Genomic DNA, 12340 nt, shown 5'->3' with positions numbered 1-12340 from the left:
GATGTGAAGCTCAGGTGATAGGACGTACATTTCGAAACCGTCGGATACAGGGATGTATCCGTCGGAGCTACAGGGATGTACTCGTGCGTTTTCGAAATGTACGTCCTATTGCCTGAGCGCCCCGGAAGCTACCAAAGTGTCCACGCGAATTAATCAGAGGTCCCTTAGTTTGATTCAAGTGTCTGCAAAGGGTAGCGCTAGAGATCAATTTCCACTTTTTTAGCCACACCGATAATACGGCAGTTATCGCTAATAGGAATTGGGGTATAGGCGGGATTCAAGGATTTTAAGTATTTGTTAGGGCCGTCGATGATCAGCTTCTTGAGCGTGGCTTCCACGGCATCGGCCAACTTGGCGACAACGATGGAGCCGTTACTATAGGAAGCGTCCGGGTCCACAATTACCACTGAGCCTTCAGGGATAGACAGGCCCGTCAGTGAGGTCATCGAGTCGCCCTGGACACACAACGCGAATGCGTGCGGGCCCACACGGGCGGTAGTGTCACGCCATTTCTCGGCATCGCCTAGCTGGAAGGTATCGGCGATCTCTTCCCATTCTCCCGCTTGGACCCAGTTGATCAGCGGCACTGAAGTGGAGATGCGAGGGCTGGATTCCAGGCGGTTATTGAAACCTTCCATTACTTGCCAGGTGTGATGTGCCGAGGGCTTGAATGGACGCATATTCCCTTTGCCGAGGCTGAGCCATTCAGGGTTCAAGTCAAGAGCCCGGCAAGCGCGGACCAGACTGGCATGCGAAAGTCCTTTTGATATGCCTAGTTCGACTTGGCTAATCGCAGACTTTGTCACCCCCATATGTTGGGCTAGTTGCTGCTGGGTCAGCTTCGCCTCTTTTCTCGCCAGTCTCAGGCGCTCACCAATCGTTTTCATGTTTAGGAATCTAAACTCTTTGGGGTAAACAATGCTTGATTTAAGGAGGTTTAGATTGCTAAACTCTCTGCATGGGGTTTTTCGCGAAACATCATTAAAAAAGAACCCTTGGATAGTCGTATGGAGCTCGCACCTCCTTTGTAAAGTCGCAAGAGACCCACTTTGCAGCCGTCTGATAGTGGTTCGTAAAACCGCGTAGGCATGTTTTGGAATACCAGCGTGCGCGAAATCCTTCCAGGCAAGGGCGGGTCTGGGCAGTGTGGGTGGAAAGCGGGACGCGGAGTCTGAGAAGGTTTTGGCAACAGGGGCTATGCCGGAAGAGTCATTTATCAATTCTAGTAGGGCGAGTTGGGATCGTCCGGGCCTATCCATGAATACACAATGCGGGTGCTAGATAAGCGGTACAAGCGCGTGCATTAGACACATATCTTCTCACAGGGTGATTAATGATGGCGCGCCAGTATGGGCGCCTCACTTTTTTTAGGGAACCTCTGATTAATTCGCGTGAACGCTTTGGTTAGTTCCGTGGCGCTCAGGCAATAGGAGGGCCATTTCGAAAACGCACGAGTACTTCCCTGTAGCTCCAACGGATACATCCCTGTATCCGACGGTTTCGAAATGGCCATCCTATCACCTGAGCTTCTCATCTAGCTCCAAAGAATTTTTACCGTCAGGAAGCGAATTAATCAGAGGTTCCTTAGGCCTGGGAAACAGGTCACCATTTGGCAGAGGTGAGAGCGAAGGGTGCTGTCCGCGGCCGGGAACGGCCTGGGAATGGCGCCCCTGTTGAGCCCTAAACAAAAAGGCCGCTGTTTTCACAGCGGCCTTTGCGTTATGTATTCGCTGTAATCAGCGGATACCGCACATGCCTTTTTTCAGCAGCGGTGACAGGAGGATCATCAGCGCGCCGACCCCAAGTCCCCACCACATCAGATACTCATACAGATTGGTGTAGGTGGCCAGAGTAGAGGCCAGGTCGCCGGTGCCATCCTGGTCGAGAGCCGCCATTTTGCCGATCCGGGTGGCCACGGTTTCCGACAGGGCGGTGGCCAGGAACCAGGTGCCCATGCTCACGCTGACCACCTTGCCGATTGACAGTTTGGTCACCGCGGACAGGCCCACCGGTGACAGACAAAGTTCCCCGGTAGTGTGCAGTAGATAGGCCAGCACCAGCCAGATCATGGCGACTTTGCCCGCCTCGGTGGGGAAGGCCGCACCGAGAACCAGAGCGCCGAAGCCCAGGCCCGCCTGGATAATACCTAGGCCGAATTTGACCGGTGTGCTGGGCTCCCAGCCGCGCTTGCCCAGCCATACCCACAAAGTGGCGAAGGGAATCGCCAGCAGCATGATAAAGCCCGCGTTGAGAGAACCGAACATGGATGCGCGGATTTCGCTATTGCCCACAGAGCGGTCCAGGACCCTGTCTGCATAAAGGGTCATGGAGCCGGCAGATTGTTCAAACAGCGCCCAGAAGACGATAGTGGAAGTAATCAGCACCATTAGCACCACAGTGCGGGAAAATTCTTCGCTGTAGTGGCGCCTGAAACCGTAGACGATAAAGGCCACCAGCCCCAGCAGCATGGCGCCCAGCCAGATGTCGACATCGGTAAACGCCCATACCAGTCCCAGCGCCGCCGTGAGTACCGCGAGGCCGATGGCGAGCATGTCTTTACCCTTGCTGTCGTTGTACAGCATGGAGTACAGGATCAGGCCAACGATCGCGACAATCAGCAGGCTGTTTTGCGCCAAGTGAACCACCGGCTCACTCTGCACCAGGAACCATACCAGTGCCAGGGAGGCAATACCGCCCAGGTAGACGGCCCACTCCTTGTTGATCGGCCCCAGGGCTTTTTGTTTCAGCACTTCCGGACGGCTCGGCTCCGCCAGGCCATTCAGATATTTCTGGCCCCAGATAAAAGTAATCAGCCCGAAAAGCATGCCGATACCCGCGAGCCCAAAGCCGTATCCCCAGCCGTAAGTCTCGCCCAGCCAACCACACAGCAGAGTAGCGACAAAGGAGCCGATATTAATGCCCATATAGAAAATGGTGAAACCCGCATCGCGGCGTGGGTCATTTTTCGCATAAAGCTGACCGACGATGGTGGAGATATTCGGCTTCAGGAAACCCACGCCTACGGTGATTAGCGCCAAAGCCATAAAGAACACTTTCAGCGCCACGACATCCTGAATGATCACATCCTCGGCGAGCGTGGTGCCAGCGGCGATGACTGTACCGTCATTCAAGGTAATGGCCTCGCTGAGTACGGTACCGGCTGCGTAAGAGACCGCTTCATTCCCCTCAAAAGCCATCAGTAAGTGGCCAAGGCACAGCAGTATGCCGCCGAAAAGCACCGCTTTGCGCATGCCCAGGTAGCGGTCTGCCAATAGGCCGCCGATTAGCGGCAGGGCGTAGACCAGCCCAGCGTAGGCACCGAGTACATCGTAACCGGCACTGTCTGTGAACAGGTGGTATTTGGTGAGGTAGAGGAGGAGCAGGTACTTCATGCCGTAGAAGGAGAAGCGCTCCCACAGTTCAGTGGCAAAGCAGATATAGAGCCCTTTGGGGTGGCCGAGCAGTTCGCCCGAACCGGCAGTAGTGGGCGCCGTAGTGGCGTCCGCGACATTAGAAGACATTAGCAGACCCTCTGTCTGTAATTGTTATATGAACCTCTGGAGCAGAGTTTTCACCACAAAGCTAGCGAGTGTAACAGTTGGTCGCTAAACGTGCGAATGGTTACAGGTGAAACAGGGATAGGGGCGGGGGTGACTGCTTGCTTAACTCGGGTACCGAGAGGAGATGGCTCTGCTCGTATATTTCCTCCCTCGGTCTGCGGACGTCGCTTATTTGCGGGATGCTTTCGTATGCACGTTGTAATTGATCCCGGCGCGCTCGGCGACGGATACGGTTTACAGGGCACAGTGATCGCGGTAAAAAAGTGCTTATAAAGTAAGCAGCAGGGGAGAATAATCATGAAAGCCCTGTCTTTGTTGGCGTTGGTACTACTTCTGGCCGCTTGCGCTGCCGCTCCCAGCCGTCAGCATGACCCAATCGACACCCGCGCGGCTCTGAGTGGCACAGCGATTCTCGGTGAGCCTGTGGACATCGCACAATTGCCCGAGCATGACCTATTGACGCTGGCCCCTGAGATACGCGAATACCTGGCCACCATAGCGCCCGGTGCCAGTCCGCGGCAGCGGCTCCTCGCACTGATCCAAGCCTTCGAATCTCGTGAATTTCGCGTGGAATACGATGCGGACAGTACGCTCAGTGCTACAGAGACCTATCGTCAGCAGCGCGGCAACTGCCTGGCTTTCACGCTTATGATGGTGGCCATGGCGCGGGAGCTGGGAGCAGAAGCCTACTTCAATCAGGTGGATGTGCCGCCAGTGTGGAGCCACGATGAGGCACAGACGTTCGTCGTATACCGCCATATCAATATGGTTTCGGAGAGTGCCCGCGGCCGAAGGGTGGTGGATTTCAATTTGGATGCCTACGACCCTCTCTACGACCAGCGCAAGCTGTCGGATACCGATGCCTTTGCTCAGTTTTACAGCAACCGCGGCATAGAATTGATGAAGCGGAATGAGCGCGAAGAGGCCTTCCGCTATTTGCGCAAGGCACTGCAGCTGCGCCCGGAGGACAGCAGCTTGTGGTCCAACCTGGGGGCTCTATACAGTCGTTATGGTTATTATGATGAAGCGGAACAGAGCTACCGCCAAGCGCTGGCGTTGCGCCCGAACAACCTGGTTGCCATCAGCAACCTAGAGCGCCTATACCGCCACAACGGCCGCAAGGAACTGGCTGACTATTATGCCCAGCGCGCTCGCTACCACCGTGAACACAATCCCTATTACCTTTTCTATCAGGCGAGAAATGCCTACGAACATGGAGAGTACCGTCGGGCCAAGCAACAGCTGCGTCGCGCCTTGTGGCAGTACGAAGACGACCACCGGTTTCATTTTTTGCTGGGGTTGACGAACTACCGGCTGGGTGCACTTGAAGCGTCAAAAGAGAGCTTCAGGGAGGCTTTTTCTCTGGCAAATAACCCGGCAACCGTCAACGCATATGCGCGGAAGCTGGATTATCTGAGGCGTGTACAGCAGTGAAAATTGCTAATGCTTATATATGAAAAAGCAGGGGCGCTGAGGCGCCCCTGCTTATTAGTGACTTCTTACGTTAGAACTGGTAGCTGATACCAGCCCAGGCGTAGCGGCCCATGAAGTCGTAGGCACTGTTCCAGTAGGAAGTGCTTGTAGTTGTGGCCGGCTCGCGATCCGTCAGATTGTCCACGCCCGCGGTGAGGCTCACTGCATCGTTCAGATCCCAACCCGCCCGGAGGTTCAGGTATGTGTGAGAGGGGATCGGGCGGTAGGAGCTTTCACCTTTGCCCAGGTATTGCGCTTCGAGGCCCAGACTCCAGTCGGAACCATACCAAGTAGCGCTGGCGAGGCCCCGCCACTTGACGTACAACCCACTGTTTGTGCCGACGTAGCCAACCCAATCGCTGGTCTGTCCACTTTGCTCGTTGTACTCATCGTACTCGAGCAAGCGTGAAGCCTGCAGGCGCAGAGCCAGCTGGCCAGCATCGTAGTGCAGGTTGTTGATAATATCCAGATCGATGCCGCGGGTGTTGATTTCACCAATATTCATCTTGGCGCCTTCCAGGGCGATGATCTGGCCGCCGGCACCGCGGGTAATGGCGCTACAGGCACTGGTGATACCCGAGCGGAAACACTCGTCCAGAATGAGTTGAAGGTCTGGAGACGTGATCGCGTTTTCAACCTGGATATCGTAGTAGTCCAAGGTAATGGACAGGTCTTCGATGAAGGCCGGAGTCCATACGATACCAAAGGTATAAGACTCGGCCTCTTCAGGTTCCAGTTCATCGTTGCCGCCAATATTCGTGGGAACTTGGCTACTGTCTTGAGTGAAACCAGGGGCAACGGTCAAGTCGCTACCGATAACGGCGGCATTTCTACAGAATTCGCCCTGCCCTTTCGTGTTTTTAGCGCTGGTGTCACAGGGGTCGATCAAATACTCCTGGCTCTGTGCGACGCCGCTAAAGAGTTCGTAGATACCTGGGGCGCGGAAAGAGGTGGAAGCACTGGCGCGGAAACGCAGATCTTCCACTGGCGCGTAAACAAAGCCGACCTTACCGGTGGTCTCACCGCCGAAGGTGTCGAAATCGGAGTAACGTACGGCTAAGTCTACGCTCAGTTCTTCTGCGTATTTGACACTAGACAAAATCGGCAGATTGAATTCGGCAAACAGTTCAGTGGCGGAGTACTCGCCCTCTGTTGCGTCCTGCGGGTTGCCGAAGGTAGTGCCGGCCTGGGTTTCAACGCTGGGGTTAAACTCACCGGACTCTTCCCGGTACTCGATACCTGTGGCAAATCCGAGCGCACCACCCTGGAACTGGATAGCTTCGATATCGCCAGTCAAGGAGAGGGCTGCGTTCAACAGCTCATACTCGTTGTCTTCGCGATCGTCGTAGCGCATGTAATTAATAACTTCGTCACTCCAACCGCCGGCGAATACCGGGTCGATTCCCGCTGAACCATCCAGGATTTGCTCTAGCTTGGACTTGCTATAGTAGTTGGTGACGACGTTTTCACCTTCGTTTTTGCTGTAGCTTACGAAGCTGTCCCAGCTCCAGCCGTTTGCCAGGTCCCCGCGCAGGCCGCCTAGAAAACGATAGGTATCGGTTTCCTGTTCATATTCACGGTTGCCGCCCGCCACTGGGCGGATATTCAGGCTGCTGAAGCCTTCAGTCCAGCTTGCTCCGGGGTAAGGGTTGACTTCGTCATCCATATTAGAACCTGCGGCGACCCAGGCATCATATGCGTCTTGCCAGGCTTGCTGCAGTTGGGATTGGATTTCCGGCTGGAGGTGCTGTGCCGGATCGAGGGTGAAGCCGATGCCAGCATATAATGGTTGTGCCGCCAGCTGTTGGTTCGTAGTTTTGTTGGTATAGGCTGCTTCGCCATAGATCTCTAAGGCATCGGTGATAGAGTAATTGCCTGACAAAGTAAGGCTGGTGCGCTCCATAGCACCCGCAAGCCACATGTACTGGCCAATATCATGGCTAGTTGCGCCTTCAGTCAGGGTGAGATCTTCACCGACTGTAAAGTCTCCGTAGGCAGTGCTGATGTTGCCGTTGGGAGTATAGGAACTGGTGAGGTGTGCCCAGTCGCGATCATTGTAAGTAATTTCATCCCGAACGCTGTGGCTGATATTGCCCACAAAGCTGCCGCGCTCGCCTTCATTGCCGAAAGTAATAGACAGCTCGCCGTTTTCACCACCGCCCTCTTCTGTTGCGCCGCCGCGAGCACTGATCTTCACGCCGTCGAAGGAATCCTTCATTACGACATTGATAACGCCGGCAACAGCGTCGGAGCCGTAAACTGCAGAGGCGCCATCGGTGAGTACTTCGATACGGTCAATCATGTCGACAGGGATATTGTTCATATCCACAGCGGAGCTGACGCCTGAGCTGGAAGACACAAAGCGTCGGCCGTTGACCAGAACCAAAGTACGTGCGGAACCCAGGTTGCGCAGGTCTACGAACGCCAGGCCGTTACCGCCATTGTTGTCGTTGGCGTTAATACCCGCGTTACCCATGGAAGGCAGTTGAAGAAGCAGTTCATCGATGGTGCCCACGCCGGAGCGTTGAATTGCCTCGGAGTCAACAATAGTGATAGGTCCTGTAGTGGACAGAGGGTCCCGGGCAATGCGAGAGCCTGTGACAATCACCTCTTCAACATCCGGCCCGGGCATAAAGTCCTGGCCCACAACACCAGAGCTGGCAATGGTGCCGAGAGCTGCGATAGCTACGCTCAATTTAGTTTTGATCATAGTGCATCCTTTTACGTACTCAAGGTACTTATCATTGGATTATTTGCTTATAGCAATTCATGCGCGAGCTGACTTTAATGTATTAAATAAAATTATGGAACTATTGTGACAATACGAAAATTATGCTCAGTTTGAGATCTGTTTAAGAAGTGGACTTTATGTAGATTTTTTGATCTTTGGTGGGTTTTTATATCTTAATAAAAAGGTTTTTTATGAAATTATTTTGCTATTTTTTAATTTTTTTTGGGATAACTTGGCAAAATGTGAGATATGTGATTGAGTCGACTAGATCGGAAATTGTTCGGTAGGTAAGGGAGCGGGATTTATCTCCTGCTCGAGATCAGCCGCTAAGCCGTTGACGGTTTGCGTATGTCCACCTGGTCTCAGTAGAGATAAGCTCTGGAGTAGTGCTTTGAGGGCCGGATCGCAATGTCGCCTTCAGAGCTAGGGGCAGACAGCAATGCGTGGCTGGCCGCCGGAATCCGCAGGGGGCCGTTGGGCCGCATAATTTCGCAGGTGTAGTCGTAACAGCCGTCCCGACAGACTCAATACGGATAAAGCGTAGACATCACTCCCGGAATCAGGCCTCGCGTGCGCAGCAGACATCCCAGCTGCGGAAGCGCTTGGCGCCCTGTTGGTGCTCGCGTGCATAGGTGCCAAAAGGCTTGCCATAGGATTTTGCGGTTTTGTAGTGATCCAGCCAGTATTTTTTGCTTTTCGGTGATTTGGCATTACTGATCCTACGTTTTACGGGATTGAAGGCGGGATGATGGGGGATTGGGGAGGTGTGGTGTTAAGCTGTGGAAGAATTACCGCTTACAATTAATCAGAGTTTCCTTAGTGTGAGCAGTTCCTAATTCGAATCGCATTTTTTGAAGTCAAAAAGCCAGCCAATAAGGTTTTCGTTTTCAAGGAAAGGTCTGCTAGATATTTTTTTTAATTTATTTCTCATAAATAAAGATTCAATTTTCTGCACTGATCCTTTTGTTAGGGTGGCCTTCAGCTGATCTTCAGTTCGCTGCATTGCACATATTAACTCTTTTGCAAACGTTATCGCAAAGTGGTTTTTCTGATCCATTCCAGACACAAGACTGTTTGCAAAGAAGTAATTTATGGATTTGCTGATAAATTCTGCAGGGGATGATTGTGGAAATTTTTCTAAAAGTTTATTGGTGCTCTCAATTAGAATTTTGAGTTTGTTGAGAGCGCTTTTTTGATTTAGTTTGAGTTCAAGTTCTGCTATGGATGTTATGGATCCGATTTCTTTGAGTGTAGATTTTACAAGGGTAGTAATGTGTAATTGATATTCAGCAAATTTATATGCTTCGAGATCTTCTTTACATTTAAGGTGCGTTTCAGACTCTGAAAAGTGGCAAATAGCTTTAAAATGCCCACCCTTTTTCAGGGATGAGGAAATTGATGTAATCGATTTCTCTATATTTGAGTATTCAAATCCGAATTGTGATGAGATTAGTTCAAAGCTATTTTTTTTGAACGGTAGTTGTTCTATTTCAACATTAGGATGAAAGGTTATTTCTGATAATATTTGGGTTAATTTTGGGTTTTTATTTGTCTTTTGGGGCGATATGCTGGCTAGATCTGCTGCGTGCACATCTACTTGTTTTTCTTGTTTTCTTGCTTCATCAGCGATGATAATTGCTATGGCGCCATTACCTGAAGCTATATCTAGTACCCTAGAATTGTCATCTAGTGATTTTGCTGTTTCTCTCCAAAATTCTTCTATAGCGCCCTTATAGCTATTAGGGAGCTCTTTGGCGAATGAAGTCGGGAAACCTTGCTGCCAAAATTGAGACCATGAGGTGTTGGAATTCATAGAAAAGGCCTCCATATAGGAGGCCTTATCGTGCCAAGTAAAAGTTGAATAATCAACCTAGTTTGACAGCTTATAGGTCGACAGAGTACTCGGCAAAGTAGACTCGACCAAAGTTGTTGTACAAGTCATAGTGATCGCGAGAGAACTCCCCATTCTTATCGAGTACGGGGTCTTCATCAAGCAGGTTGCGTACACCTACCCGGAAATTATGGTCATTATTGAAGGTATAGTTATACGCAACATTGTGCACCAGCCAGCTATCGAGCTCGCCTTCCGGCTTTAATGGCGGCAGTAGAGAGCCATCTTCATCAATAAGATTCTCTGCTGCATGAGAGCCTGTGTAGGACATATACCAGTCGACACGGTGATTGCCCTGAGTCCAATTTAGCCCCAAGGTTCCTTTCCACTCTGGGTACAGGTTCCAGCCCGCATGGTCTTGTACTTCTGCACCAAAGTAGGCTTGCTGACTGTATTCTATTAGATGGCTGAATAAAACATTGAAGCCAAATTCGCCAAACTCAGTCGCATAGGAGCCTTTCGCGCTAAAGTCGAGAGTTTGCAGCTCAAAACCTGGACCATTTACCGTGCCTGCACGGATCTCATCGATTTGACCGTTACCAAGACGTGTGACGGTATGCGACAAACCGGCCAGCTCTGCAAAAATCATGTCTTGAGCGCCGACTGTTTGGATCACGTTATCGACAGACAGATTAAAGTACTCAATGCCTAGGGTGATCATGTCATTTACGTCGTAGATCACGCCGGCAGTGTATGCCTCGGATTCCTCTGCGTCTAAGTCTGGGTTAGACCCAAAGTAGGTATCGAATTGTTCCTCAATGCAGCTATCAGAGGGGATACCGTTGGCCGCACAGTAGACGTAGTCGGTGGCGTCCTCTGCGGAGAAGGAGGTCACACCATACAAATCAGATAGAGCGGGCGCTTTGAAGCCTTGTCCCCAGGATGCCTTTAATGTCAGGTTATCCAGTGGGCGATAGTTGATTCCTACTTTAGGCGATGTTGCGCTGCCGAAATCGGAATAATCGTCGTAGCGTACAGCCAAGTTAACTTCAATGCTATCGGTTACAGGCAGCAAGAATTCAGTAAAGATAGCATCCAAGTCGCGACTGCCTTGGGCGCTATTGCCTGCGCTGCCACCAATCCAGCCTGCTTCTGATTGTGCGTCCACTAAGGAAGAGTACTCAATTTCCATATGCTCCAGGCCGATATAAGCCGAAGCTGTACCCCCAGGCATTTCCATAAAGTCGATTTGCGATCCCGCAAAAAGTTTGCGAGTGTCCATCTGCTCATCTGTTACAGTGGTCGCACGCAGGTTGGCGATAGCCTCTTCGCTATCCATGATCAGGTCACCATACCACTCATTGTTAATGGCGAGACCGCCATAGCTGAGATAGTTGCTGCCGATGCCTGTTGAAACGTATTTTCCGTACTGAGCGTAAACCTCGAGAGAAACAGCGTCGTTGATTTGACCCGTGATACCGACGGTACCATCCATCATCAGGTCTTCAATTGTGTTATCTCGCGGTCCTAAGGTATCCCAACGCCATGTTGCGTATGTATCTTCACCTGTGGGGTTGTCGGGGTGGTTTGCTGGCATTGGGTCAAAGACAGCAGCAGGTGGTGCGTAGCGGCCGAAGGACTCTACGCGAGAGAAGAGAACATCTGTATAGGCTTTCCAGTTGTCATCGATATTGAATTCTGCACTGGTAAAGCTGTTTGCGCGTTTGAGAGATGCGCGGTTGGCAGAGATGAGGGCGTGTGCATAGCCGCAGACGTTGCCGCCTTTGTATTGCGCATTAATAAAGCCTTCACCAATGCTCTCACAGTCGGCGCCTTCCCATAATTCTGTAGTAGGATTCCAAGTGCTACCCGGGGCTGCCCAGGTGTTGTGTACCGGGTCCCAGATAGCGCGAGCGTAACGGCTTACACCTACAGTTTCGGTATCGATATCAATATAACCGTCACCATTCTCATCTGCCCAGCGGGCGGCAGTGTAGTCACGGTCTGCATCGTAAATTTCGTCACGTGAGTTAAACTCTAGCGCAGATGTTACGGAAACGCGATCGCCGGTGGCTCCGAAAACAAAACTAACGCTTTCTTCATCCCCACCTTCTTGGGATGGACGTCCAACGCGGGACTTGAATGAAACCCCTTCGAAGTTCTTGCGCATAATCAGGTTAACAACACCTGCAATAGCGTCAGAACCGTAAGTAGATGAAGCTCCATCTGCAAGGATTTCGATTCGCTCGACGGCATCCATCGGAATCATGTTTAAGTTGACGGAACCACCGCCCCCCAGGGATGGAGAGCCTGTCACACGGCGTCCATTAATGAGTACCAAGGTACGATCTGAGCCTGCACCACGCAAGTTTACGGTTGCGTTCGATTGGGCTGAGCTACCCGAGCGCTCGCTAAATGAGCCTAGAGCATTTAAGGATGTTTCACGAAGCACGTCCGCGACAGACATGTTTCCAGAAATATCGATATCTGAGCGGTCAATGGTGACTGTTTGGCCTGCAGTGTTCAGTGTTTCACGTTTAATGCGTGAGCCGGTTACAACCACCTCTTCTACAAGCGCCGCATCGTCTTGTGCAAATGCAGGTGTAGTCGGAACCATTATTGCAGCCGCAGTCAGGCCCAAAGCCCCTTTTACAGCTACGGACAGGAGGTTCTTTTTCATTGTAAATCCTCTCTTGATCGTTGGATTTAAGTCTTTGCCTTGAATGGCGATAGTTGAAAGCGGCT

6 protein-coding genes are annotated in these 12340 nt (G+C 51.6%); 1 reads left to right on the top strand and 5 read right to left on the bottom strand.

Going from position 1 to position 12340, the window contains the following annotated elements; all coding sequences use genetic code 11:
- Nucleotides 1-197: 197 nt before the first annotated feature.
- Both A3224_RS12210 and A3224_RS12205 read right to left on the bottom strand, forming a co-directional pair.
- Nucleotides 198-887, bottom strand: coding sequence for a LexA family protein (locus A3224_RS12210; protein ID WP_082817516.1), 690 nt, complete (start codon nt 885-887; stop codon nt 198-200).
- An 849-nt stretch (nt 888-1736) separates the two neighbouring features.
- Nucleotides 1737-3521 (bottom strand): peptide MFS transporter, encoded by a 1785-nt coding sequence (locus tag A3224_RS12205; RefSeq protein ID WP_067155033.1) that lies wholly within the window; start codon nt 3519-3521, stop codon nt 1737-1739.
- Nucleotides 3522-3857: 336 nt separating this feature from the next.
- Between A3224_RS12205 and A3224_RS12200 the strand changes: the two genes are divergently transcribed.
- Nucleotides 3858-4994, top strand: coding sequence for a tetratricopeptide repeat protein (locus A3224_RS12200; protein WP_067155030.1), 1137 nt, complete (start codon nt 3858-3860; stop codon nt 4992-4994).
- 70 nt (nt 4995-5064) lie between these two features.
- On the opposite strand, the gene A3224_RS12195 is transcribed toward A3224_RS12200, so the two are convergent.
- The 3 genes from A3224_RS12195 to A3224_RS12185 all read right to left on the bottom strand — a co-directional run bounded on the left by A3224_RS12195 (nt 5065) and on the right by A3224_RS12185 (nt 12275).
- Nucleotides 5065-7743 (bottom strand): TonB-dependent receptor plug domain-containing protein, encoded by a 2679-nt coding sequence (locus tag A3224_RS12195; protein WP_067155027.1) that lies wholly within the window; start codon nt 7741-7743, stop codon nt 5065-5067.
- 853 nt (nt 7744-8596) lie between these two features.
- On the bottom strand, nt 8597-9577 hold the full coding sequence (locus tag A3224_RS12190) for a class I SAM-dependent methyltransferase (RefSeq protein WP_175487779.1): 981 nt from the start codon (nt 9575-9577) through the stop codon (nt 8597-8599).
- Between the two features lie 70 nt (nt 9578-9647).
- The gene (locus A3224_RS12185) at nt 9648-12275 is read right to left on the bottom strand and encodes a TonB-dependent receptor plug domain-containing protein (protein ID WP_074902909.1); all 2628 of its coding nucleotides are present in this window, start codon (nt 12273-12275) and stop codon (nt 9648-9650) included.
- Between the last annotated feature and the right edge of the window lie 65 nt (nt 12276-12340).

This window comes from Microbulbifer thermotolerans, from assembly GCF_001617625.1.
GTDB classification, from domain to species: domain Bacteria; phylum Pseudomonadota; class Gammaproteobacteria; order Pseudomonadales; family Cellvibrionaceae; genus Microbulbifer; species Microbulbifer thermotolerans.
This window is presented reverse-complemented; position numbering and strand designations above follow the sequence as displayed.

What these genes read in the sequence shown, in the direction of transcription:
- A3224_RS12210 (WP_082817516.1), bottom strand. Translation starts at nt 887, where the DNA reads ATGAAAACGATTGGTGAGCGCCTGAGACTGGCGAGAAAAGAGGCGAAG.
- A3224_RS12205 (WP_067155033.1), bottom strand. Translation starts at nt 3,521, where the DNA reads ATGTCTTCTAATGTCGCGGACGCCACTACGGCGCCCACTACTGCCGGT.
- A3224_RS12200 (WP_067155030.1), top strand. Translation starts at nt 3,858, where the DNA reads ATGAAAGCCCTGTCTTTGTTGGCGTTGGTACTACTTCTGGCCGCTTGC.
- A3224_RS12195 (WP_067155027.1), bottom strand. Translation starts at nt 7,743, where the DNA reads ATGATCAAAACTAAATTGAGCGTAGCTATCGCAGCTCTCGGCACCATT.
- A3224_RS12190 (WP_175487779.1), bottom strand. Translation starts at nt 9,577, where the DNA reads ATGAATTCCAACACCTCATGGTCTCAATTTTGGCAGCAAGGTTTCCCG.
- A3224_RS12185 (WP_074902909.1), bottom strand. Translation starts at nt 12,275, where the DNA reads ATGAAAAAGAACCTCCTGTCCGTAGCTGTAAAAGGGGCTTTGGGCCTG.